The sequence below is a fragment of the Shewanella marisflavi genome (assembly GCF_002215585.1).
GTDB classification, from domain to species: Bacteria; Pseudomonadota; Gammaproteobacteria; order Enterobacterales; family Shewanellaceae; genus Shewanella; species Shewanella marisflavi.
On sequence record NZ_CP022272.1, the window covers coordinates 2,154,541 to 2,178,753 of the forward strand.

The 24,213-nt window shown below is 46.1% G+C and carries 20 protein-coding genes; 7 read left to right on the forward strand and 13 right to left on the reverse strand.

The genetic code is table 11. The annotated features are described in order from the left end of the window. Positions 1–266 precede the first annotated feature (266 nt). On the reverse strand, positions 267–1,202 hold the full coding sequence (locus tag CFF01_RS09445) for a sensor domain-containing diguanylate cyclase (protein ID WP_088904624.1): 936 nt from the start codon (positions 1,200–1,202) through the stop codon (positions 267–269). 327 nt (positions 1,203–1,529) lie between these two features. Here CFF01_RS09445 and CFF01_RS09450 point away from each other — a divergent pair, with 327 nt between their 5' ends. Continuing rightward, positions 1,530–3,932, forward strand: coding sequence for a Lon protease family protein (locus CFF01_RS09450; protein ID WP_088904625.1), 2,403 nt, complete (start codon positions 1,530–1,532; stop codon positions 3,930–3,932). A gap of 65 nt (positions 3,933–3,997) precedes the next feature. Here CFF01_RS09450 and CFF01_RS09455 read toward each other — a convergent pair whose 3' ends face one another. The 4 genes from CFF01_RS09455 to CFF01_RS09470 all read right to left on the reverse strand — a co-directional run bounded on the left by CFF01_RS09455 (position 3,998) and on the right by CFF01_RS09470 (position 8,211). Beyond that, positions 3,998–4,918: a manganese-dependent inorganic pyrophosphatase gene (locus CFF01_RS09455; RefSeq protein ID WP_088904626.1), complete on the reverse strand. Its 921-nt coding sequence runs from the start codon at positions 4,916–4,918 to the stop codon at positions 3,998–4,000. Positions 4,919–5,057: 139 nt separating this feature from the next. Further along, the gene (locus CFF01_RS09460; RefSeq protein WP_088904627.1) at positions 5,058–5,624 is read right to left on the reverse strand and encodes a GNAT family N-acetyltransferase; all 567 of its coding nucleotides are present in this window, start codon (positions 5,622–5,624) and stop codon (positions 5,058–5,060) included. Positions 5,625–5,788: 164 nt separating this feature from the next. After that, complete coding sequence (locus CFF01_RS09465; protein WP_332459640.1) at positions 5,789–6,829, reverse strand: porin; 1,041 nt, start codon at positions 6,827–6,829, stop codon at positions 5,789–5,791. 29 nt (positions 6,830–6,858) lie between these two features. Continuing rightward, on the reverse strand, positions 6,859–8,211 hold the full coding sequence (locus tag CFF01_RS09470; protein ID WP_033540502.1) for an FMN-binding protein: 1,353 nt from the start codon (positions 8,209–8,211) through the stop codon (positions 6,859–6,861). A 193-nt stretch (positions 8,212–8,404) separates the two neighbouring features. On the opposite strand from CFF01_RS09470, the gene CFF01_RS09475 reads away from it, so the two are divergent. From CFF01_RS09475 to CFF01_RS09490, 4 genes are all read left to right on the forward strand, one after another. Then, the gene (locus CFF01_RS09475) at positions 8,405–9,577 is read left to right on the forward strand and encodes an FAD:protein FMN transferase (protein ID WP_088904629.1); all 1,173 of its coding nucleotides are present in this window, start codon (positions 8,405–8,407) and stop codon (positions 9,575–9,577) included. A 262-nt stretch (positions 9,578–9,839) separates the two neighbouring features. After that, positions 9,840–11,696, forward strand: coding sequence for a sensor histidine kinase (locus CFF01_RS09480; RefSeq protein WP_232479416.1), 1,857 nt, complete (start codon positions 9,840–9,842; stop codon positions 11,694–11,696). Further along, on the forward strand, positions 11,678–12,277 hold the full coding sequence (locus CFF01_RS09485; RefSeq protein ID WP_088904630.1) for a response regulator transcription factor: 600 nt from the start codon (positions 11,678–11,680) through the stop codon (positions 12,275–12,277). The genes CFF01_RS09480 and CFF01_RS09485 overlap by 19 nt, the downstream gene beginning before the upstream one ends. A gap of 260 nt (positions 12,278–12,537) precedes the next feature. Continuing rightward, positions 12,538–13,623 (forward strand): serine hydrolase domain-containing protein, encoded by a 1,086-nt coding sequence (locus CFF01_RS09490; protein WP_408640492.1) that lies wholly within the window; start codon positions 12,538–12,540, stop codon positions 13,621–13,623. A gap of 109 nt (positions 13,624–13,732) precedes the next feature. Here the strand turns inward: CFF01_RS09490 and CFF01_RS09495 are convergent, their stop codons facing one another. The 4 genes from CFF01_RS09495 to CFF01_RS09515 all read right to left on the reverse strand — a co-directional run bounded on the left by CFF01_RS09495 (position 13,733) and on the right by CFF01_RS09515 (position 18,132). After that, positions 13,733–15,166: a tetratricopeptide repeat protein gene (locus tag CFF01_RS09495; RefSeq protein WP_088904632.1), complete on the reverse strand. Its 1,434-nt coding sequence runs from the start codon at positions 15,164–15,166 to the stop codon at positions 13,733–13,735. A gap of 414 nt (positions 15,167–15,580) precedes the next feature. Further along, complete coding sequence (locus tag CFF01_RS09505) at positions 15,581–16,339, reverse strand: tRNA-uridine aminocarboxypropyltransferase (protein ID WP_088904634.1); 759 nt, start codon at positions 16,337–16,339, stop codon at positions 15,581–15,583. A gap of 135 nt (positions 16,340–16,474) precedes the next feature. Beyond that, complete coding sequence (pssA, locus tag CFF01_RS09510) at positions 16,475–17,788, reverse strand: CDP-diacylglycerol--serine O-phosphatidyltransferase (RefSeq protein WP_088904635.1); 1,314 nt, start codon at positions 17,786–17,788, stop codon at positions 16,475–16,477. A gap of 11 nt (positions 17,789–17,799) precedes the next feature. After that, complete coding sequence (locus CFF01_RS09515; RefSeq protein WP_033540510.1) at positions 17,800–18,132, reverse strand: DUF1904 domain-containing protein; 333 nt, start codon at positions 18,130–18,132, stop codon at positions 17,800–17,802. A gap of 228 nt (positions 18,133–18,360) precedes the next feature. Here CFF01_RS09515 and CFF01_RS09520 point away from each other — a divergent pair, with 228 nt between their 5' ends. Both CFF01_RS09520 and dacB read left to right on the forward strand, forming a co-directional pair. Next, positions 18,361–18,537 (forward strand): hypothetical protein, encoded by a 177-nt coding sequence (locus tag CFF01_RS09520; RefSeq protein WP_088904636.1) that lies wholly within the window; start codon positions 18,361–18,363, stop codon positions 18,535–18,537. Positions 18,538–18,585: 48 nt separating this feature from the next. Then, positions 18,586–20,076, forward strand: a complete 1,491-nt coding sequence (gene dacB / locus CFF01_RS09525; protein ID WP_088904637.1) for a D-alanyl-D-alanine carboxypeptidase/D-alanyl-D-alanine endopeptidase — start codon at positions 18,586–18,588, stop codon at positions 20,074–20,076. Between the two features lie 59 nt (positions 20,077–20,135). On the opposite strand, the gene CFF01_RS09530 is transcribed toward dacB, so the two are convergent. The 4 genes from CFF01_RS09530 to pyrF form a co-directional block, all read right to left on the reverse strand. Further along, a complete protein-coding gene (locus CFF01_RS09530; protein WP_088904638.1) occupies positions 20,136–21,887 on the reverse strand; it encodes an acyl-CoA dehydrogenase in 1,752 nt (583 codons plus the stop codon). A gap of 146 nt (positions 21,888–22,033) precedes the next feature. Beyond that, positions 22,034–22,576, reverse strand: a complete 543-nt coding sequence (locus tag CFF01_RS09535; protein WP_088904639.1) for a DUF2058 domain-containing protein — start codon at positions 22,574–22,576, stop codon at positions 22,034–22,036. 43 nt (positions 22,577–22,619) lie between these two features. Further along, positions 22,620–23,429 (reverse strand): SDR family oxidoreductase, encoded by an 810-nt coding sequence (locus CFF01_RS09540; RefSeq protein WP_088904640.1) that lies wholly within the window; start codon positions 23,427–23,429, stop codon positions 22,620–22,622. A gap of 65 nt (positions 23,430–23,494) precedes the next feature. After that, positions 23,495–24,190, reverse strand: coding sequence for an orotidine-5'-phosphate decarboxylase (pyrF, locus tag CFF01_RS09545; protein ID WP_033540515.1), 696 nt, complete (start codon positions 24,188–24,190; stop codon positions 23,495–23,497). Positions 24,191–24,213 lie beyond the last annotated feature (23 nt).

Below are 24,213 nucleotides of genomic sequence, written 5' to 3' on the forward strand. Positions count from 1 at the left end.
TTAAATGAGCTACTCAACAAAAAATGGTAAATAGCTGCAGACGATCTCTAGTGAGACCGATACTCGATATTGAAGATAGTCGCTGTATGCCGTTACTATTTTCGCAGCTGCCAAACGATAAGCATTAAAAGTTGGTGTACTCACTGATAAAGTATGATTTACCCGATAGAGGCTGTTACAACATCTATTGTATCGATTTAGTAATCTCCTTACACAGCAATGCGCACAATGTATATTATGTTAAATACAATGTGTGGGAGCAATTACTACCAACTGACATTGTCACGCCCCGCGTCTTTGGCTCTATATAAGGCAGTGTCTGCGTCATGTAACATCTGGTTTAGGTGCTTGCCTGGCGTGAAGATACTTAGCCCACAGCTAAAAGTAATTTCTAGCACATCATCGCCTACCTGAAAACGATTTTGTCTTATGGCATCACAATAAGCCTGCGCGTGGTTATAGAGATAAGTCTCAAAGGATTGCTCTGCACCACAAGATCGATTAACCAGAACGACAAACTCCTCACCACCCCAGCGCATCAATACATCCTGCGGATCTTGCTGCTGTTTCAAAATGGTGGCGATGTGACGCAGTGCTTCGTCGCCCGTCATATGACCATAGGTATCGTTAATCTGCTTAAAGAAATCGATATCGATAAGAATGATCCCAAGTTCTCCCTGTTGTTGGCTGCAGGCATGATGCAGGCGCTCACCTATGGCAATGCCTTCACGGCGGTTATAAAACTGGGTTAAATCATCATAAATGGCATGGTGTGTTAACTGGGCTTCGAGTGCCTTCTGCTCAGTAATATCGAAAATAACGCCGATCAGCCCGGCAACTTTACCCTGATTGTCGTTAAAACTTGTCTTATGAAAACGAGCATAAACCGCATCGCCTTCTCGAGTTTTAATTTCTTTCTCATAGATTTGTACACCAGGCTTATCAAATAATGCCTGATCGGCCCGCTGGTAGACGTCAGCCAATTCGGCATCAAAGAGTTCATAGACGCTCTTACCGATCAGTTCTTCCCTTGTGAGCTTGATAAATGATTCAAATGCACTGTTACAACCCAGATACACCCCCTCTATATCTTTATAAAAGATGGGCACAGGCAAGGTGTCCAGTGTAAGTTGAAGTAGGTAACTATCATTAGCCAGCCACTGGAGTAGATCAGGATTTAGATTAGGAACGTCATGGGGCATATATCAGGATCTCTTATTATTTAAACTTCACGGTCCCTGTGTATAACAAAGAGTATAGTTGGCTTAGCAACATGCGCTATCTTACCAACTTATTGGCGATGTGCGAGTCAAAAGAATCTACTTGAGCCTTAACCTTACATGCAAATTTGTCATATTGAATGAAACGGATTTGAAAAATTAATCGCTGGAACGGCTGCATTGGTTACATATTGAGCGAACAACTCATTAGATGCGCTAAATCTTTCATTCAACATAAAAAATGATTGTAAATTAAAAAATGAGCTGCCTACACTGAGCTTAATATTTGTCATATGAGGGCTCTCGCCTATGTCTATCTCTCCTCTTGCCAGTGACAAGCTATACCGATTTTCGACACTTGCTCTACTCGATCCCAATATTAAATCTACCAAACAGTTAACACCACTTAACGAAATCGTAGGCCAAGAGCGCGCGCAGCAAGCCGTTGAGTTCGCCATGTCGATGAAGGATAAAGGCTATAACATTTATGCCATAGGTCGTAATGGCTTAGGTAAACGAACTATGGTGATGCGTTATCTCGATAGATACGATCCCAATGGCCATCATCAGCTCTTCGATTGGTGCTATGTGGTTAATTTCGACGATGCCCGTACCCCAAAGGTGCTGAAGTTGCCTCGAGGCAAGGCACAAGGTTTTAAAGCCGATATCGAGCAGCTTATGAAGCGGTTGGTAAAGGCCCTCCCGCTGGCTTTCGACAATGAGCTCTACTATTCCCGCGCTGAAAAACTAAAAGCGCAGCTGGCTGATAAACAAGAATCAGCACTGACGCAAATCACCAAAGAAGCCGCCTCAAAGCAAATTAGTCTGTCCATTAATGCTCAAGGCAGCTATGAGTTGGTCGCGATGAATGGTGAAGAACCTCACACTGAAGCGAGTTTTGCCGCCCTTAGCGAAAAAGAGCAAGCTAAGCTCGAAAAGAATATAGGTAGTCTCGAATCCAAGCTACGCGAAGTGGTACGCAAGTTTACTGCCTGGGAGGAAAGCTATTCAGACAAACAACAAAAGCATGACGAAGAAGTTGCCCAGGAGGTATTACAACATCTGCTTGAGCCCTTAAAGGAGCGCTACACAGATATAGTAGAGGTTAAGAGCCACCTCAATGATATGCATAAAGATATTATTGATAATTTGGATATTTTTCTAGAGCAGAATGATGAGCAGATCGCCCTCTCCTACGCCTCACTAGAAAAGAAGATGCCGCGGCGTTACCAAGTCAATGTGTTGGTAAATCATGGCGATATCCCGATGCCGATCGTCATTGAAGAGAGCCCAAACTACCATAACATCTTCGGATATATTGAAAACGCGACCTATAAAGGTACTATCTTCTCTGATTTCTCTCTCATTCGTCCTGGCAGCCTACATAAGGCCAATGGTGGTGTCTTGATGATAGATGCCATTAAAGTGTTAGAGCAACCCTATGTTTGGGATGGCTTAAAACGTGCTCTGCGCTCAAGAAAGCTCAGCCTCAGTTCGCTAGAACGTGAAGTCACCCTTTCAGGTACCATTTCGCTTGACCCCGAAGCTATCCCCTTGGACGTTAAGATTATTCTGTTTGGTGACTATCAAACCTATCAACTGCTTCAACATTATGACTCTGAATTTAAAGAGCTATTTAGAGTCACCGCAGACTTTGAAGATGAAATGCCGCGCACCGATGCGTCCGAAGTTCAGTATGCAAAATTTATTTCGAGCATAGTTCAGGGCAATAATATGTTGCACTGTGACCGTAACGCTATTAAACGCATCATAGAGTTCAGTGCACGTCAGGCCGATGCACAAAACAAATTGTCACTGCACTCAGCCGACATTGCTAACTTGCTGCGAGAGTCAAATTATGTGGCGAAATCCAGTAATGCCAATATGATCCGGGCCAGCCATGTTGAGCAGGCACTGCATAACCATGAATTGAGAGTGTGCAGGCTAAGGGATCATGTGATGCAAAGTTTTATCAACGGTACGACACTTATCGACACCCAACACAGTGTTATTGGCCAGATAAACGCCTTGTCTGTGGTTGCCACATCTGATCACCAGTTTGGCGCGCCAAGCCGGATCACGGCAAGCGTTTCTTTGGGTGAAGGTGCCGTATTTGATATAGAACGTAAGGTAGAACTTGGCGGACAGATCCACTCTAAAGGCGTGATGATTTTAACCGCATATCTTGCGTCTATTTTTGGACAAACAGATAAAATCCCGCTGACGACCCACCTCACCTTTGAGCAAAACTATTCAGGCGTTGATGGCGACAGTGCTTCTATGGCTGAGCTATGCGCCATTGTGTCTGCTTTTGCCAAGGTGCCACTGCGCCAAGATGTGGCAATCACCGGCTCCATGAACCAATTTGGTCAGGCGCAGCCTATTGGTGGCGTAAATGAAAAAATCGAAGGCTTCTTCGATGTGTGTAAAATAAAGGGCCGCCATAAAGGACAAGGGGTCATCATTCCCCACACCAACGTGCAAAACTTGATGCTGCGCGCCGATATTGTTGACGCGGTTACTAAGGGTGAGTTTTCTATCTGGGCTATCGAGCATGTCGATCAGGCTGTAGAGATCTTAACGGGTCTGCCGGCTGGCGAGCGAGACTTTGAGTTTGAGGATTACCCGAAAGATACCTTATACGCCAAAGCTGATGATAGGTTACAAAAGCTGAGAGACCATATTAGGCTGCGTGATAAAAAGCCGGGTTAATATTAAGCGCGGAAATCGTACGTAAGGGATAAAAAAGCCGGTGAATCACCGGCTTTTTTATAGCATTAAGCGAAAGCGTCTTGCAGTGGTGGCACGACTTGCTTCTTACGACTTAACACTCCATCTAGCCAAACGCGGCCTTTCTCACTGGCTTTACCGTAAGCACGCTCAGTAAGATCGGCATCGTCTGAAACCACAAGTACTTCAGAGCCTTCTTTCATGATATCTGTCAGCAGCAATAGAACGCTGTGACGATTACCTTCTGCCTTAAGCGCGGCGATATCGGCTTCAAGTTCTGCCTTGACGCTGTCAAAAACAGACAGGTCAATCACCTCAAGCTGACCGATGCCAACAAGGTTTCCGTTCATGTTGAAGTCTTTAAAGTCGCGCATCACAAGATCACGTGCAGGCGTGCCTTCAACGGCCGACTTAACCTTGAACATCTCCATTCCCAGCGCTTTGTAATCTTCGATTCCGGCAATTTCTGCTAAAGCTTCGACACACTTGATATCGGCTGTGGTGCAAGTAGGAGACTTAAAGATAACCGTATCACTTAAGATGGCGCACATCATGATACCGGCGATATCTTTTGGGATCTCGACGTTGTAGAAATCGTACATCATCTTGATAACTGTGTTACTGCAACCTACTGGACGGATCCAACACTCAAGAGGTGTAGAGGTGGTTAAATCGCCCAGCTTGTGGTGATCGACGATACCGACAATAGTGGCTTGTGCAATATCATCTGGTGCCTGAGTCAGCTCAGAGTGGTCAACGATATAAACCTGCTCTCCGGCGTAATGCTCTTTATATAGCGGTGCTTCAAAACCAAAGCGATCCAGGATAAAGGCAGTTTCAGGTGAAGGCTCACCAAGTCTTGCGGCAATTGCTTCTTCACCGATCTGGTTTTTTAGATAAGCCAGCGCAATCGCACCACAAATTGAATCTGAATCAGGGATCTTATGTCCCACAACGTACATTGGCATAGTTAACTCTCACATTAAATTTTGCGGCATTTTACCAAAATGAAAATCAATTTACATTACTCCCCTGCCTTTAATTAATTAGACGCTCGTCTAATACGGCGGTTCATACTATTTCTCATCCCATTTAAGGCACAGTTTTTTAGGCTGGCATACGATATAGGACCACCTCAACCTCACCGTCAGGCGTCTCGACCCTATCGTTTTTAATATATTCCATACCAAGCTTGGTCATGATGTTTATCGAACCGCTGTTGGCAGGATCGGCGATAGCGCTAAAATGACTGATAGGCTGACCGATGACAGAGGCTTGTTCAACCAGTGCCTGACACACGGCTTTCGCCGCCTCGGTTGCATACCCCTTGCCCCAGGCTGACTGCATAAAGCGCCAACCTATCTCAAGATCGTTTGTTTTGGGACTGTCGCTATAAAAATCCATGGGTCTTACTAAAATCCAACCAATAAAGCAGTCGTTAGGCGCTAATTGGCTATCAAGGGTAAAGACTTTCCATAGCCCCCAACCAGTGTCGCTATTTGTGAAGCCATGGATTCGGGGCATAAAATAATCTTGGATTTCTGCCATGGTCGATGGCTTGCCGCCGCTAATATAACGCATCACCTCAGGGTCTTGGTTAAGATCAAACAGTAATTGTGCATCTTCTTGCGTGACTAGCTCAAAGCGCAAACGCTTGCTGTTTTCAATGTGCATAGGACTCCTTGTTATGATTAGTGCTTTTCATTTTAGTCAGCGGGTTATGATAGCCACTTTTGATAAACACCAGCAAGGACGCTGAGCAATGAAGGGACAACAAACGAGAGGGAGCGATAATGGCGCTTCCATGCGCCGGGGGAGAATTTTAGATGGGGGTAAAACTAGAAGTCGTAACGTAAACCTAAGCTCACAACAGTGTCATCAAAGTCTTCGTATTGCTTCACATTAAATTGACCTATCTCTGTATGGATACGAGCAGAGTTAGATAAACGGTACTCAGCACCAACTGCCCATTGGGACACTTCAGGTACGACAGTTGCTGACTCGCCTAGTGCACTATATACGCGACCCGCAATTTTACCTGTACCCGAATCATCGCTACCATATTGAGCCTTCAACAATAGTTGTTCAATCTGATAGGTTGCGCTTACGATGTAACCGATGCCATCACGCTCTTGATAATGTGTTTTAGTAGGGTTAACAAGTTCAGTTTGTTGAATAATGGTGCCTAGCTTTAATTTATTGAGCTTAACATGACCCACTAAACGGGTTGCTTTAATGTCTTCGATACCGTCTGAATAGGCGACGCCCAAGTAAAAATTACTGGTTTTAAAGAACTTATCTGCATAGGTCACCGCAATTTGATAGTTACCGTTATCTTTACGCAGATCAGAGTCGTTAAAGTAATTGTCTTCCATCAGGTAGCTAACACCTAATTGCAGCTTGTTCCACTTAGGACTCTTGTATTCTAACGAGTCACCGTGGCGCTTATCACCAGGCATTAGCCGATCATGCTTTAGACTATAGTTGTCAAACGCATCGGCAAAACCTTTACTCATTTTAAGCACAGGATCGATGCGGCCAATTGCTAACTGCCCCGCCTTAGGATGTTTAAAGCCAATAAAAGTCGGACGGGCAGAAAAAGGGTTGTTACCTTTATCTTGGGATGCACCATTCACCCCAACTTCAACTTTGTAAAATAGTGACCAGTCTGCGACCAGCGCAGTCTGTCCTTTAATCCCTATACGGCTGAAGTTATTTTCAAGAATAGTACCTTTTTTACCGGTATGAGTCGCACTACCACTATCGGAATGAGTCACCGAGTAATCGAGTCGGCCATAAAAATCGACAAGTTCTTCGGCTATGACCTGAGGGGCGACAAACAGGCTAGTGGCTAACAATGTTAATGTGAAAGTTTTCATGATCATCATCTCTTTTGGACTAAGTGTTGTTATTTAGATGCTGGATGCTTATGCTCGGCTATCACACCATCTAGACGCATCTTGTTATAAAGTTTTTCCGCTTGATCTAGATAGAGATCCCAAGAGCTAGAACGTTTAGTAAAACCGGTGGCGGCGTAGTTACCTGTATCACCGGTTGCTGGCAAGTCATTGATATCGAACAGTGAGCCGCCAGCCTGCAGATGCGTGTTAAGGGCATCGATCATCACGTTGAAACCTATGCGCGCCGGCTCTGAATAGTTAATTGAGTCATACTTAGATTGGCGATAGAATTTTTTCAGCGAAGCATCCTGTATCTGAGCCTTTTCGTCGGCAAAGATCTCGTCAAAATGCGCTTTAACGATCTGCTTGGAAGCTGGATCTACCACTAGGCGTAACATGGCTGTGACGCCAGTCCACTGCCCCTTTTCATCAAGCACTTTCTCGGCCAACTGATAAAACTTAAGAGTGCTGCCTTCACCTTGAATACGATGATGGATCTTTGCCGTTAGCGGGATCATAGATTGTTGAATACTGTTAGAAGCACCAGCAACAATATCTATGCCTAAGTATCTGAGTCGATTAGGTTCCTTTAACTTATTGGCCAACTTGGGATCATGATTAGGGTTTGGCTCAAAGGTCAATTTATTCTGCTCAACCATGAGTTTTTCCATGGTTAATGCAGACTGTACCCATGCCGTTCCCTTCTTCTTGCCCATGGTGAAGTTATACTCAGACATGCGTTTAGGTACGTCTTGATACAGGCGGGTATAGTAATTTGGACGACCGCTTTCGTTAAATTCAGCCAAGATCACGTCATCTTTATCCTGGCTATTGGTCACTATGGTCATACTGCCCATGTGGCCTTGTCTAAAGCGCGCCTCCTCGTAATAATAGTCACCAACGAGCAAGCCCAATTTGGGTTGTATCGACCACTTTAGTTTAAAGTCGTCGCCGCCTTGCTCCTCTTTTGAACCCACAGTAACGTACTTAGGTTGAATGCCACTGCTGCGCGGTAAGTCGTTAACAGCTCTTAAGATACCGTTAGAAGAATAGGTTGCGCCGGACACTGCATCTATACCTTCATGACCATTGTTTTTAACGATCTTAGGAAGCAGGCGTTCAGCATTAAGATAAAGTGACTCGGTTTCTTTGTGGGACTTAGTTTTGATATCGACTATCTCACCGTGTTCCACTTTTACTTCTAAAACAATCTGGCTTTTCTTTCCTTTTGCCTGTACCTGATGAACACCATCAACATACTTCCCCTGAGTGGCTTGTGAGGCGCACCCTAGGGCTGATAGTGTTGCCAAACCAATAGTTGAAACAATAAGACTTTTTTTAAACTTCTTGGACATTGCCATTTTATTATTACCTGTACTGCTTAAAGTTATTTATCAGGGTAAGCCTTAAATAATTGGCGGCAACTGCGGAAAACCGCAGTTTAAGACAGCAACGTTAATAACTTTGAACCAGGTAACAAAATAACGCAGTTGTTTTTTAATAAAACTCACCTCATGCTAATAATCAGTCATCGCACACTCATTATTTTGCCGAATGAAAAATATATTTTTGTTAATTAATTTCGTTATAACCATACTTTGCTCAGCAATGGGTTATACAGCTGAAATAGACGGAACTGCCGTTGTTTTAGCCAAAGAAAAATATTCGCCACAGGTATTGGAAAAGTTTTATCAATGCCATGGTAATGCACTCATTGATATGGAAGAAGATCGCGCCACACTAACGACGTTGAACTATTTTGGTACCTCCATCAGTGTTACCCTCTACCAAGCCGTCACAGAGCTTACCGAGGCCACACTGTGCAACGCCTTATCCGTCATACAGGACTATCACTATTTGGCATCCAATTATGCTACCTACCCCCATGTAACCAACATAAAGACTATAAATGAATCTCCTACGGCCACGCACCACATTGACGCTCAACTCGTTGATTTAATAGCAACCTCCATTGAGTGGCATCGCAAGAGCCAGGGCTATTTTAATGTCGCTCTATCGCCCGTTATCGATCTTTGGCGAGAGAAACGTTTTAAGTGCCTGAAAAGCCCTGATGCGTGCGAACTGCCGAGCGAGCAGTCTTTGAAAAATGCTGCGCAATATATCGATATCAATAACATCACCTTAGACAAGCAGGCCAACACTGTTACGCTGGCAGCGGGGATGAGCATAGATCTTGGTGGTATTGCCAAAGGTTGGATGGTAGAAAAACTGTTTGATCAGCTGAGGCGTGACGGCGCGACTCGATTCGTGATCAATGCAGGTGGCAACATTCGACACTACGGACAACATCCCAGCGGTCGCGACTTTATCACGGCCATCGAAGACCCTGTTTGCAAACAGAGTGAATTTACCCTAGAAAAATGCCAAACCCAGCAAGGGCGCTACCATGAAATAATCAGTGGCCAGAATCTCACCGTGGTAAGTAGCGGTAACTATTTGAGATATTTCGAGGTTAATGGTAAGCAGTATCATCACATTATTGATCCCAACACTCTTTATCCAGAAAAAGAAGGTGTTGCGGTGACTGTCATACTATCGAGCGAACATATATATGCCGATGTTATTTCTACCATGTTGTTTCTAATGCCGATTGAGCAAGGTTTAAAATATGTCAATAGCCAGCCCTGGATTGAGGCAGTTTGGTATTTAAATAAAGAAGGCGACAAAATAACCTCATCTGACTTTAATAAATATAAACTTGAATAAGATCAAAATAAAAAGCAAGGTTTATATTATTAAATAGCTATAGTGGTTTTCCGCAAACTTATAGCTGTTGTGAACAAGATCACCATAGAAGCTCAATAGATTAAAACATTGCAAAATTATCAGTCATAATTAGCCTATTGTTTCGCATCTAGATAAGCCTATGAAATACCCGTGGTCATATAGCAGCATTTTCAACGATACTCAAAGTCGCCATGGGTGTCGATTCGGACAAATCCTAGCCATCAAGTACCTGAATGCTAGATTGCGTAACATTGGAGGCGTCGCTTTACTGCTCCTCTTGCTGGCCAGCCAGGTTAATGTCGTTATGGCTAATGGCATCACACCTACAGATGCTAGCAACAAGGGGCAAACATATACCGTAGGGGCACTTGCTTTTGCCGATCCTGATATCGTTTATCAGCGATGGGCCCCCTCTTTGGCCAGAGTGTCAGCGCAAACCGGTATCGACCTGATATTGATCCCCCTTAGACCTGATCAGCTGGTTGAAAGAGTGTCAAATAATGCCCTTGATTTCATCATAGGTAACGCACTTATCACAGTGGCTTTAAAAAAAGACTATGGTGTCAGTCATCTACTAACGCTTGTGCCCCTCAAACATGCTAATCCTGAGCAAGCCGTAGGTACTGCGTTGATTGCTAAGCGCTCACTTAATATCGATACGTTACAGGATCTCAAGCGGTTAAAGCTTGTATCTTCGGATCCCAATGCATTTGGTGGCTTTCAAATCTTTGCCGGTGAACTGATCGATCAAGGCATCAACCCTTATAAGGATCTTAAAAACCTCAAATTTGTCGGATTTCCTCAAGAGAAGTTAGTCAATTATTTGCAAGACGGCAGTGCCGATGTGGCCATTTTGCCCAGTTGCGTGCTCGAATCGTTAGTCTCACAGAAAAAGGTTACAGAGGAAGAGTTTCATGTGCTGTTGCCGCAATTTCACCAAGGATTTAACTGCCAAACTTCGGGTTCCCTCTACCCGGGTTATGCCTTCTCAAAGTTAGGTAATACCGAGCATCAAATTGCACGCCAAATAGTACGTGCACTACTCGATATCAATCAAGACGATCAAGAGGCTAAGATCGGGCGTTATCTTAACTGGTCTGTTCCCGTTGAGGATAGTCAAGTATTTAGCCTTTTAAAACGCCTAGAGCGTTGGCCATTCGTCACAAACTGGCAGCGACTGGTAGAAAAGGCGATTCCGTGGGCCCTAGTGATCGCTATCATCTTGCTGCTTGGTTACTTTCATCACCTTAGGGTAAAAAGATTGGTAATAAAACGAACTCAAGCACTTAGTGATGAAATGACCCAACATGAGAACACCCAAAAGGCCCTATTTGAACAACAAAAACAGTTTTACAGAGCTCAACGCATTCTATTAACCGGTGAAATGGCCTCAGGGATTGCCCATGAGCTCAATCAACCTCTGGCAGGCATTCGCTATTTGGCCCAGGGAAGTATCTACCGATTGACCGATACGCAGACCGACCTAAAGCATGCGCTGAGCAAGATGTTACAACAGGTAGACCGAGCGCAAAATACCATAAAGCGCTTTCGGCAGTTTTGCCAGCAACCGAGTGTTTACCAAGATAATGATCTTAAAGAGCTTATCGAAGATACACTCAATTTAATGCAACCTGACTTTAACCGGATAAGCCTTAAACCTCAGCTATTCTTATGGCCATTGACGGTTAATGTCGATGCCAGTCTAATGCAGCAGGTATTTGTCAATGTGCTACGTAACTCATTAGATGCCATGGAAGAGTGTCCCGAGCCACAACTTGCCATCGCGATTACCAATGATGCTGACAATGCCATCATTACCGTCAGTGACGCAGGCACAGGCCTAAGTGACGCGGCATTAAAGCGCTTGTTCTTTCCCTTTGAAACATCTAAGGCTAATGGCCTGGGTTTGGGAATGGTAGTCTGCAAGCGCATCATAGAGGAGCATGGCGGTAAGATCCGTGCCTTTAATAACCACACCACAGTAAACAAAGAACCGCTAGTGCAAGATTTTGGAAAGCAATTTCCTCATTTCAACACTGGCCTAACCATAGTCGTCACTCTGCCCCTTAAGGAGACTCGATGTGTAAGCTCTATTTAGTCGATGATGATCAAGACGTTTTGGACTCCCTACATTGGATGCTTGAGGGGATGGGTTATAGCCCTGAGACCTTTTTAAACGCAGATAGCTTCCTCGCAAAGGTCGAGCTGCAGCAACCAGGTGTTGCCATCTTGGATATTCAGATGCCCGGTATGGATGGTATCGAACTGCTACAACATATTCGCCAGCATGGCAGCCCACTGAGCGTGATCATGTTAACCGGTCACGGTACGATTTCGATGGCGGTTCAGGCGATACAACAAGGCGCGTTAGATTTTTTAGAAAAACCAGCCGACGGAGATAAATTACTCGATTTATTGATAAAGGCTAAGCAAGCGACCCAGCACGCTTTTGAACGTCAGGCGTTGAAACTCAGTATCGCTCAACGTCTTTCACTGTTAAGCCCGCGGGAGCAGCAAGTCATGAACTATGTGTTAGCTGGCAAGCTTAATAAAGTCATTGCCGCAGAACTGAATGTGGCCCAGCGAACCGTCGAGCTTCACCGTCAAAAAGTGATGCAAAAAATGCAAGTGAGTAACGTTGCTGAGTTGGCCTATTTAACGGCGCTGCACAAGAGTTAATCGATTGATTGCCGAGTGCATAAAAGTATGCCTATGATTATTAAAAGGTTACTCTAAATTTAGTCATTATGAGCATCAAAACTACAAGCGAAACCTTACATCTGTAGAGAGACGCAGTTACTATGATGGCAGCGAGCCTTCATTTTCAAAGCTTGAGCAAAACCGCAATTATAATAACGGATATTTAAATTTTCATGTCTCCTAAGCCGCTCTTAACAAGTCTAGTATTTGCCAGTTCTCTCTTTTTTATTCAAACATCTTTGGCCCAATCACTCTCTGCCAACACCTTGAGTGAGCGTTTCGCGAAACAGTTCAAACAGAGCCTAAAGCAAGAAAAGGTGCCTGGTGGCGCCTTTGTGATTGTTCAAGGTACCAACATTGTCAAACTTGGCACCTATGGTAAACGTCAGCAAGGCAGAAATAAGAAAATTGATGCCGATACCGTATTTCGACTTGCGTCTGTATCAAAAACCTTTGCGGGCACATTGGCCAGTCAGTTGGTGCATGAACATCAACTCAGTTGGCAGCAACCGATTAATCAGTATCTACCTGAATTTTCTCTAGCTGAGCCGGCTCAGAGTAAGGCGATCACCCTGGGCCACATCATAGGCCAAAGTACGGGGCTGATGCCAAATAGCTACGACAACTTGGTCAACGCAAATGTGGCGCTAGATAAGATCATCCCCAAATTTAGCGAACTCTCCCCCATCTGCGCCCCTGGTATCTGTTATAGCTATCAAAACGTAGCCTTTTCGTTTATTGAACAAGCAATTGAACGCGAAAGCGGCAAAAGTTACGAGTCCTTGCTTAAAAATAGACTGTTTACACCGCTAGCCATGGATACGGCATCAATTGGATATGACGCTTTTACTCAGACGCCTAATCGCGCCGAGCCTCATATCAAAACGCGATATGGTTTTAAACAGGTTAAGGTCAAACCCAATTACTACCAACTGGCTCCTGCCGCTGGCGTGAATGCCAGTATCAAGGATATTGCAAAATGGTTGGTCGCCAACATGGGCCACAAACCAGAGGTGATCTCACCGCGCGTACTTGAAGATGTCACCACACCGGGTGTGCGAACCAGCAAAGAGCTACGCCGGCGTGACTGGACTCCTTACCTTGACGATGCCCATTACGGTAAAGGTTGGCGAATTTATCAATTTAACGGTCATAAGCTGATTTATCATGCTGGCTGGGTGGCGGGATATGTTGCTGAAGTGGCATATTCACCTGAACTTGATTTAGGTATGGCAATGCTACTTAACGGCGAGTCGCGAGTGATCAGTGAGCTCGGTGCAAAGTTCTGGAAAGAGGTTTTTGCACAGCAAAAGCGTGACAGTTAAATGCCTACCTCTATCCGGCCTGCGCCTAAGGGACCAAAAGCATTTTCCCAATGAAAGAAGGCGTCATAGATAAAGGATAACTTTTGATGAGGGCGTAATATTCCTGCCCTCATCCCTCTTTGATCTTGTTACAAAACTCGAAAAGCAGATCCTGACTTTCCTTAGGCGACAAAGCGAGATCCTCGACGTTCAGTGTTAAAAAACTGTCGGGCATCAGCGCCTTCCAACAACCGACAAGCTCTAGGTATTCGTCCCGAAAGGCGGCAAACTCTTTAGCGTCACACAGATAAGCTGGACTGTTTGCGAAATAGTGCTGCATCACCTCTTGGGTATGAGGAGCTAACTCTCGATTAAGGTGTATTACCCTGGCGTGAGGAAACAACTTTATCAATAGCGGTAAGACTTGCACGTCGGGTGCGCTAAGTTTAATAAAAGGTCCTACCGACTCTCCATCGCCCATATTATCTAGGGCTAACCTACCTTCACTACTTTGCATCTGTGAGAGCTTTACCAGATAGCGCTCGGCAAGCTCATTCAATTGGACTTGATTAAGATCTAGGACGCAGCGCGGATAATGTTTAGCCGTCAATCTATAGGCCTCGTCTAACACTGTTTGTGTTGCGCATGACGCCTCTTGATAAACATGACAATTACCCATGGATAACAATGTTTTTCTGAGTATTTGAAAGCCACCTAATGGCAAAGCGATGACAAATATTGGACTAAATTGATTAGCATTTGCTTGCAGCACTAAGCTGTCTGGCGAGATAAACCTCCTCACCGATTGGCTGACAAGAATCTGCTCTTCTGTGCTACGAGGCGTGAGGCTGTGCTGAAGTTTATTGGCTGACTCAAAGTAAGGTGTCGCATCTTGCTGGTTATATATGCTTTGCAACTGCGCTTCGGCGTAGGCAAGCTTCACTTTCATAGACAATGAACAAGCGTCGGTTAGAGTATGCGCCCGTTTTAGGTAAGTCAGTAGGCATATTAGTTCATCGCGTCTATCTGTGACCAGGTGACCAAGGCGTGCCAATGCCAGCAGGCAATCTACGCCGAGAGCAACTACTTCAGTCTCCATCATGACCACAGGGGATTGGGTAGCCGTATCGTTCGAGCCCCGTTTAGCCGCATCTGTAAGCAGGTCGTTTAAGGCTAATAGAAAATGACTCTTGGCCTGCATGGGCTCCCCCATCAGCACCTGTTGCACACCAAGTTGATACCTAAGTTCGGCAGAGTCTGGCGCTATCTGATTAGCATAATTGAGCACCATTAGCGCATCTTCGTGGTCGCCAAGCAGATTGTAGGCTCTAGCCAATAGTTCAAGTGGTATGGTTTCGCCTGACAAGTAGCCACAGGCTTTATTGATCAGCTGCTCGGCGTCTCTAGCATCGCCTTGGAGCAAGGCCAGCTCACCGAGTCCAAGGTAGGTCAAGCCCTTCTCGTGCTCGGTAAGCGGTTGTTTGAGCGCCTCATTAAAGAGTCTGCTCGCGGCCAGATATTCGCCTTTAGCAAGATAATCCTGGGCTTGTGATAAAGAAGACAAGGGCAACCTTTATAACGACAGTTTTTAAGCAGTATCTCTATTAAGCCATGTTAAGCGCTTGTTGTATATGATTTTATACATATGACTATCTGCAGATGGCGCCTAGCAAAGAGTTATCAGGCGAGCCTGGTCACCGCTAAATCGCCCCAGCTTTGACAAAATGCCCATCGATTTTGTTTACAAAAGTAGATTGCCTGATACCGGTTATAGCTGAGTTCTGCGGGCTCTAACTCGATGAGATGGCCATAACGAAGATCAAAATTTGAGGGGGTGAGCAGTAGCGCTAATAAGCTGCATACGAGTAAAAGTCGAAACATAGCAACTCCTTAGTCTGAGAGAGGTAACGCCCCTCATCTAAAGAGGCTATCTGTTAACTATAAGAAACTATTGCTGCCTGCGCAAAACCTTCGCCGACTATTTCATTGTCGCTAAAGAGTCTCGAAAAGCTTGTTTTAGAGTGTCGAGCGGCGTTAAGTCTTGGGTACTCTTGCGGCTGCGGCTGTAGAGAGAGGACTCGATAAAGAGCGAAAACCAAGCCGATAGACTATTGGCATTACGCTCCTCTCCTGCGGCGCTTAAGACTAAGCTGGCGACTTCCGCTGTGCCTAGTTGAAAATCTCGACTGCCCTTACGCAGCCCATAGCGAGCGGCTGCATCGGGTGCGAAGGATAATATCGGCAGATGATGCAGGTAAGTGCTCTTATTGAACATCTTAATCGCCTCACGCCAACTTCCGTCCAGCAGCACGAACAGAGGCCGTTTTTGATGTTGCTGTAAGTGTTGTGGCAGATGAGTATCACTTACCACGCTTTGTCCGGGCATGGCATATTCACTTGGAAACACCAGATAAGGCTGATATTCATCGGTTTCCAGCAGCTTTAACATTTTATTGTTGGTTAGAGTCCGATTCCAAATAAAGGCGTGGGTATCTGGGATCATATCGGCGATCAACCTGCCTGAGTTGCTCGGCTTTAATACCTCATCATCATACATGATCAGCAAAAAGCTTAAGTTTGAGTCGAGCATTTGCCTTTCATCGCAGGTGCAGTAGGTTTTTGCGAGTAAACAAGCTTCACATCGGTCGAGATTTTTACCTCGTGCATTATAGGGCCGAGTGGAAATCGCTTTTCGATATTGATAACGCTGATGTACTGCGTGGGGCAAGAACGCCATGTGTTCACCTGGAAAATTTATAAAATCACTAACAACTAAGTTAATCCACGATAGGTAATTGTAGACCGCCGGGGAGTCAGACAGAAAGCGAAAAGGCGAACCTTATTGTTCGCCTTTTTTACCCGAGTCACACCATTACAGAATGCGACGTAAAAGAAAGTCGGCTCTAAGGCGCCTAATACGGTTCATGATTTTGCGAACCGGCTTAGGATAGCTGTGTAAGGTATCTATCTGACTGTAATGGTATAAACGCTCTGTATGCTCGAGTATGTGTGCCTGCTCTTGCTTAAACTGCTCTGTCCAAGCGTTGGTTTCATCTTGAAGCAACAAGCCGTTTTCAAGATCTAACGCCCAGGCTCGCGGATTCAAGTTCGAGCCGGTGATCAGGTGGCACTGTTCATCTGCGCTAATCCCCTTCAGGTGATAGCTATTTCGCCCATGTTTCCACAGGTGAATGTTCAGCAGGCCCTCATCTATGGCCCACTGCTGGCGCTTGGCAAACTTGCGCAGCGACTGTTCATACATATAGGGCAACGCCCCTATGGTTGAAAATTTCTCTTCCGGTGGAATATAAAAATCATTTGCGGTTTTATCGCCAACCACAATATCTATCCGCTTTCCTTTACGTAGATGTTTGGCTAAGGCCCTGGAAAGAATATACGGCGGGTTAAAGTAAGGTGTGCAGATAAATAGCGAACGTTGAGATAGAGATACCAGATCGATAACCAATTTGTTCAGCTTATTTTTCTTACGCCCAAGGCCAACAACAGGTGTGATCCGATTACCGGTCTTGGTCGAATGATAGCGATACTTAGCTTTTGCCAATCGCTGCTTTAGACTGCGGACATCATTTTTCTCTGGCAACTGTTCGTTTGCTCTGTCCTGAGTAAGCGAAGTGACCGCCTTATCTTTAACGATATACTCAAAGACCATCTCTCGCATTGAACTGGCTAACTCAGCCGACTCAATCACGTGGTAACGATCGAAACGATAACGATCCCCCTGATGCAGGTAGATGTTATTCAAACTCGCGCCGCTATAGATCACGGTATCGTCAATGATAAATCCTTTGAGATGGAGAACCCCCATAAACTCTCTCGACTTTACCGGTACCCCCAAAATACTAATGGGATGCTCAGCACTGTTCACCACCTCTTGATACATGAGGTAATTACCGCTATCGCCTTTATGGCCGATCAGCCCGCGTCGCGCTCGGTGAAAATCCACCAATACCGTGATATCGAGTTCAGGGCGCGCTGCTTTTGCGGCCATAAGCGCGCCTAACACCTCTCTGCCTGCCTCATCATCTTCTAGATAAAGTGCGGCAATAGTGATGGCTTTCTTAGCCTTAGCGATCTGTGAGAGTAATTCGGCTTTTAGCGCCGAAGGCGTCAGCAACCAACGAATTGCATCGGTCGGTAACGCTATGCCACCTAGCTTATCCAGCAAGGTATCCTCCTTTAAAAATGGTGACCATCACGGTAGTAGCAGTCAGGCGTTAATGCCTGAAACATGATTGAGATATGTTTAACAGGCGAATGAACAGCGAATATGGCCTGACGAATGTTCTGCTCTACTGTATGACGTGTATTGGGATCTTTGGCGAACCAAAGCACTTCGACCTGCACAAAATGATTGTCTTGTGCGCCGCCTCGATAACTAATGCTTGGTACCCAATCTAAGGTAAAGCTCTCAGGCTTTAGCTGACATGTTTCGGCGAGTGTATCGAGTAAAGTATTACTCATAGTGCATACCGCTTCTTGCGGTAAACCGCGCATACGAATGTGTGGCATACTGGCCCCGTCCCAAATCTTAAGGGGTAGAAATTACCGATTTAAGTGGTTTGGAGCAAGGCTTTTCTGTTTCAGACTAATGTCTAAGCCCAAAAGCGCGTTAAAATTAAACAGAATGATGATAAATGGGTGGTTGTTAGGCGCCTAAAGCTTAATTCTTATTTAAGTCACGTCGACGCATCGCAAAACACGATATAATGCTAGGCTCAGAAAATATAAGGTCTCAACATGAATAAAAAGATTTTATTAACCTTGGCCGTGACGCTACTAGCCGCGTGGGGGATATTTCACTTTAAAGCGCAGCTTGGGTTTTTCGTCCTGCCACTGTTTATCATTCTGGTGCTCTATGTCACCTTGCGTCTCTATCGACTCATGGAAAAAGATGAGCCTCAGCAAGATGACTAGCTGCGACAACTTAGCCTCGACAACTATATAAGGACGTTAACGACATCGATGTTTAAGAAAATCGGGATACCTGGTGCTGTTTTAGGCGCACTACTCTTTATGCCCTCGCTCAGTGCTGCCCCAAGTGAAGGCGATGGCTATTACGATAATCTCATGTCAGTGATTGCGCCACCTCATTCCCAAGTTGCCGTAATAGCCAAAGATCTTGCTAGCGATACACTTATCTATCAACATAACGCAGACACGCTACTCTTACCCGCCAGCACTCAGAAGTTGCTTACCGCACTTGCGGCCAAAGCCCAATTAGGTGATGAATTTCGTTTTACGACGCGTTTTCAATCCAAGGCAAAAGTAAATCAGGGCACTCTCAAAGGCGATCTCTATCTTCTCTTTAGCGGCGATCCCACTTTAACCACAGAAAACCTGAGAGACTTGCTCAAGGCGCTTGCCGATAAAGGAATACGCCAAATTGAAGGCAATCTATTACTTGTCGGTGAATCGGATGAACAGACACGTGCACCAGGATGGGTCTGGGACGACCTGGGGATCTGTTACGCAGCGCCCGTCTCTAGCTTCGTCATTAATCAAAATTGCGTGCTAGGTCAACTTAAACCAAAACTGGCGAGTAACGATAGCATACTCAAGTTTCCTCGTTACCAGCCCATCAAGGTATCGACCACGGCTAAATTTGATAAAACCCAGCAAGAGGCGTTTTGCGAACTTCGACTGGCACGCTTACCTGATAACCATTTCCACCTGAGTGGCTGCTACCCCGGCGATAAGGCGCTTAATCTTGCCATTGCAGTTGATGACCCTGCCCTCTTTGCTAAGCAGACAATGGCTCAGCTATTAAAGACAGCGAACATCAAACTCAAAGGTGAGTTGGCTGTGGCCAGTCACCTGCCCGCCGGGCTGTCGACATTAGCCAGCCATGATTCTAAACCTTTGCCAGCACTTTTAGAGGTAATGCTACAAGACTCGGACAATCTCATTGCCGACAGCCTGTTTAAAGCCATTGGCGCGAGCTACTATCGTCAGGCAGGTAATTTTGTTGTCGGCGCGAAAGCCGTTAAGGCTATTTTGGGGGCTTTAGGCATAGACCTGAGCCACGCACAGATCATCGATGGTTCGGGTTTATCCAGATATAACCTGCTTTCAGCCCAGCAACTGGCGCAGGTATTGACTGTGGTCGCTAAAGATGAGCGATTTGACGAACTGATAGACCTCCTTCCCGTCGCTGGCGTAAGTGGCACCTTGACCTACAAACGAGGTTATCGGCAGGCGCCTCTAAAAACGAGAGTCGCCGCTAAAACAGGTTCGATGCAAGGCGTCGACAACTTAGCGGGTTTCCTCAATACCTATGATAAACAGCAACTCCTATTTGTTGTACTGGAAAACGGCCAGAGCAGCAAAAGCAAAAAAGAGAGTCTAGCCCCCTTCAGCGCGCTATTTTTACAGAGTCTTTTTGATACCAAGCAGCAAGTAGGCAGTAAAGCGACTAACATCGAAGCAAGCGTTGCGGTTGATGGCTCAAAATAGAAAACGCCCGAGATGATGCGTCACTTCAGGCGTTTTTATTAGCTAAAGCGGGTTAGCCTTTAAAACTGCTCAGCTTCCATCGCCATGATACTGGTGTCTCCAGCGTTCACCTGAGCAAGGTGATAATCAACCTTTGGCAGTAGTTTCGCAAGATAGAAGTTCGCAAGTTGCTGTTTAGTTTGGGCAAATTGTACATCATGGTGATCCGCAGCTTTATCGGCCATTAACAACCAGAAATAACCATAGATCAGGTGACCAAAGGCATCGAGGAAATCAACAGCGCTGGCGTTGATCAATGCTGGACTTGTCAACTTGTGCTCATTAATGAAATGCGCCGTGGCTAACAAAGCGTCGAAACGGCTTGATACCAACGCTTTATCATCGGCTGATACATGAGTCAGATCTGATAAGGCGTTATTGGCTTCCTGTATGAATTCTTTCAGGGTACGCAGATCGTCTCCGGTCGTTTTTCTGCCCAAAAAGTCGATGGCCTGAATACCATTGGTCCCTTCATAGATCTGGGCGATACGGGTATCACGCACCAGCTGCTCTATGCCAGTTTCGCGAATATAGCCGTGACCACCAAAGACCTGCTGCGCCATCACTGCTGCATCTAAACCACGATCGCTAAGGAACGCCTTAGCCACTGGGGTTAACAGGCCAACATAGCGCGCCGCCTTTTGTTGCGACTCACCTTCCCCAAACTTAGCAATATCCAACTGCTGTCCCGTATAGACGGATAAGGCTCGGCCAGCTTCTGTGTAGCAACGGATATTTAACAGCATACGACGTACGTCGCCGTGTACTAATATAGGGTCGCTAATCGCATCAGAGCCGCCTGCAGCTTGTCCCTGCAAACGCTCTTTGGCATATTCACTGGCCATCTGATATGCAGCCTGTGAGGTACCCAGCCCTTGTATGCCGATCGCTAAACGCTCATAGTTCATCATGGTAAACATACAAACTAAACCACGATTTGCCTTACCGATGAGATATCCCTGCGCTTCATCGTAATTCATCACACAAGTGGCAGAGCCTTTGAGGCCCATTTTGTGTTCGATTGAACCTACGCTAACGCCATTGGCTTCGCCTAAATTACCATCGTCATCCACTTTAATCTTAGGCACCAAAAAGAGTGAGATGCCGTTACTATCCGGCAGTTTAGCCAGCACTAGGTGAATGACATTCTCGGTAAGGTCGTGGTCACCACCGGTAATGAAGATTTTACTGCCTGAAATCAGATAACTGCCATCCTCTTGAGGCACAGCCTTAGTGCGGATATTACGCAGATCAGAGCCAGCCTGAGGCTCAGTCATGTCCATCGCACCGGCCCATTGCCCCGAATAGAGATTAGGTAGATATTTTTCTTTTAAGTCTTCGCTGCCATGGGCATTAATACACAGCGCGGCGCCAGCGGTCAGCGAGCCGTAAAGCGTAAAGGCGTTACAGCCGCCGTAGGCCATCTCATCAACTAATACCCCAAGCATCTTAGGCATGCCCATGCCGCCAAATTCAGGGTCGCCGCATAGGCCTACCCATCCCCCCTCGGCATACTGGTCATATACCGCCTTATAGCCATCGGGTGTGATCACTTTGGCATCTTCGAAGCGAACACCTTGCTCATCACCAGGACGATTAATAGGATGGATAAGATCTCGTGCGATCTTGTCTGCCTCATCTAGGATAGCCAGAGCCGTATCCATATCGACTACCTCAGCAACCGACGGTAACTCGGCCCAAGTTTGCGGCGCATCAAATACGCGCTCTAACAAGAATTTCATGTCGGCTAACGGTGCCTGGTATGGATTCATTTTGACTCTCTCAAACGAAGGATTTAAACAGTTGTTTTAATCTATCTTACTTATCTTCGAGAATAAAGCCTTTTACATGAAAATTGTCTTATCGCAGGCAATAAAAAGCCCCGCATTTTGTGCGAGGCTTTTTAAGGCATCATCTGTTACCACATCAGATCATCTGGGATGACATAATCGGCGTAAGGGTCGTCTTCCTCGACCTGCTGGGTATTATCATCTTGTTGCCAGAGATAGCCACACCACTCAGGCACCAGTAAATTAACCCGTTCGGCAAGTTTATGGGGCACCAAATAACTAACGTCTTCGTGGCGCACGATACCCAGCTGACCATTTAACAGTTGTCCCTGAAGCTTTTCGTTGACGTATACCGAATAGATCTTAGTGCCCAAGGTATAGTTAAATTTAAGTTCACCATCTTTTGGCAAATCGATGGCACAGCGCTTAAATTCAGTGATAAGGCCTCTCACCTGCCCCTTTTCCATCGCTTGGGCAAAACGCTGCTCGTTAAGCGCCTTATCTTTGTCGATCTGCGCCTGCTTCTTCGCGGCGATCTCCTGTTTTAATGCTTCGGAACCATCATCGACCTTAGCCTTTCTGTCCCGGCGTTTCTGTGTCTTGGCATCTCGTACTTTTTGTTTACTAACGAGACCAGCTTTTAATAATTGCTCTTGAAATGGATTTGCCATTAATCTTCTCACTCATATGACAGCACATTTGGCACTGTCGATTTCACTCTTTACGTTGGGCTAACTTACCCAATTCGCGCATGGCCATACTGGCGCCGCCAAGTGACCAGCCGCCATCAACCGGCAGTATAGTGCCTGTGATGTAACTCGCCAGCGGCGATGCAATAAACAGCGCGGCATTGGCAACATCTTGGCATTGCCCATTACGTTGCAATGGGACACTATGGGCTACGGCCTGTTGTAGGGCGTCATTTGGCGCTAATCGGTTAAACCCTTCTGTATCGGCAATGGGACCAGGGACTAATGAATTGACCCGAATCCCCTCTCTGCCCCATTCCAGCGCCAGACTCTTAGTCAACATATCAACGCCCGCCTTAGCGGCGCTAACATGTGACTGCATTGGCATGGCAATGTACGCCTGAGGCGCAGAGATCTGCACTATTGCGCCGCCAGGTCTACACATCAAGGGGTAAGCCTGCTTCAATACATGAAAGCTGCCAAGCAGATCGATGTCCATAACGGATTTAAAGCCATTTTCAGATAGATCTGCCGCAGCGGCGGGAAAGTTTCCCGCTGCGCCGCTCACCAAGACATCCAGTGTTTCATATTGCTCGGCGATATGCTTAAAACCAGCCTTTAATGCATCGAGATCTCGCACATCAAAACTCACACCGAGCATCTTACCCTTGGGGTTAATTGCTTGCAGAGATTTTACTGCGGCGTCCACCTTTTCTTGACGACGACTGGCGACCGCCACATTGGCCCCTGCGCTAGCGAAGGCTTTAGCAATGCCTAGATTGATGCCGCTGGTTCCACCGACAACAAAGACATTTTTCCCTTGATAATCAAACATAGTCACTCCATCCTGATGTGCGCTTGTAAGGGGCTAAGTTAGGAGCCTGTCACCTTAAGGTCAAGCTATTTCAGCGACGCGTGAATCGCCGTCAGGGCCGCAAGTGGATCAGCCGCTTTAGTAATAGGTCTGCCGATCACCAGGTAGTCAGAACCCGCTGCCAGCGCCTCGGTTGGCGTCATCACTCGGTGCTGATCGCCCTTGTCGCTACCAGCCGGGCGTATACCTGGCGTCACTAGCTTGAACTCTGGACCAAACTCTGCCTTTAGCATACTGGCTTCTTGCGCCGAGCACACAATACCGTGAAGGCCGGCTTGCTTTGTCAACGAAGCCAAGCGTTTAACCTGTTCAGCGGCTGGAACATTAATCCCAAGCAGCGCCAGCTCGTCATCGCTCATCGAGGTCAATACGGTGACCGCGATCAGCAGCGGTGCTTGAGCGCCATAAGGTTCCAGTGCCTTTTGCGCGGCTTGCATCATAGCCAATCCACCGCTGGCATGGACATTCGTCATCCAAACGCCCAGCTCTGCAGCCGCCGTCACCGCTTTAGCCACTGTGTTGGGGATGTCATGGAATTTAAGATCCAGGAACAGGTCAAAATCACGACTATGGATCTCTTTCACAAGATCGGGGCCGAAGAGAGTAAACATCTCCTTGCCAACCTTAAGACGACACATATTGGGATCTAACTGGTCTATGAGCTGCAAAGCTTCGGATTTATTATCGTAATCTAACGCGACTATAATAGGTTTGTTGCTCATTATGCTCTCCTGTTGCTTTGCAT

Excerpts from the sequence above, each read along its gene's own strand:
- CFF01_RS09505 (WP_088904634.1), bottom strand. The coding sequence starts at position 16,339 with ATGGCGTTCTTGCCCCACGCAGTACATCAGCGTTATCAATATCGAAAA.
- CFF01_RS09465 (WP_332459640.1), bottom strand. The coding sequence starts at position 6,829 with ATGAAAACTTTCACATTAACATTGTTAGCCACTAGCCTGTTTGTCGCC.
- pyrF (WP_033540515.1), bottom strand. The coding sequence starts at position 24,190 with ATGAGCAACAAACCTATTATAGTCGCGTTAGATTACGATAATAAATCC.
- CFF01_RS09475 (WP_088904629.1), top strand. The coding sequence starts at position 8,405 with ATGAAAAATATATTTTTGTTAATTAATTTCGTTATAACCATACTTTGC.
- CFF01_RS09460 (WP_088904627.1), bottom strand. The coding sequence starts at position 5,624 with ATGCACATTGAAAACAGCAAGCGTTTGCGCTTTGAGCTAGTCACGCAA.
- CFF01_RS09515 (WP_033540510.1), bottom strand. The coding sequence starts at position 18,132 with ATGCCACACATTCGTATGCGCGGTTTACCGCAAGAAGCGGTATGCACT.
- CFF01_RS09470 (WP_033540502.1), bottom strand. The coding sequence starts at position 8,211 with ATGGCAATGTCCAAGAAGTTTAAAAAAAGTCTTATTGTTTCAACTATT.
- CFF01_RS09540 (WP_088904640.1), bottom strand. The coding sequence starts at position 23,429 with ATGTTTGATTATCAAGGGAAAAATGTCTTTGTTGTCGGTGGAACCAGC.
- CFF01_RS09485 (WP_088904630.1), top strand. The coding sequence starts at position 11,678 with ATGTGTAAGCTCTATTTAGTCGATGATGATCAAGACGTTTTGGACTCC.
- CFF01_RS09535 (WP_088904639.1), bottom strand. The coding sequence starts at position 22,576 with ATGGCAAATCCATTTCAAGAGCAATTATTAAAAGCTGGTCTCGTTAGT.
- CFF01_RS09445 (WP_088904624.1), bottom strand. The coding sequence starts at position 1,202 with ATGCCCCATGACGTTCCTAATCTAAATCCTGATCTACTCCAGTGGCTG.
- dacB (WP_088904637.1), top strand. The coding sequence starts at position 18,586 with ATGTTTAAGAAAATCGGGATACCTGGTGCTGTTTTAGGCGCACTACTC.
- CFF01_RS09455 (WP_088904626.1), bottom strand. The coding sequence starts at position 4,918 with ATGCCAATGTACGTTGTGGGACATAAGATCCCTGATTCAGATTCAATT.
- CFF01_RS09520 (WP_088904636.1), top strand. The coding sequence starts at position 18,361 with ATGAATAAAAAGATTTTATTAACCTTGGCCGTGACGCTACTAGCCGCG.
- CFF01_RS09450 (WP_088904625.1), top strand. The coding sequence starts at position 1,530 with ATGTCTATCTCTCCTCTTGCCAGTGACAAGCTATACCGATTTTCGACA.
- CFF01_RS09530 (WP_088904638.1), bottom strand. The coding sequence starts at position 21,887 with ATGAATCCATACCAGGCACCGTTAGCCGACATGAAATTCTTGTTAGAG.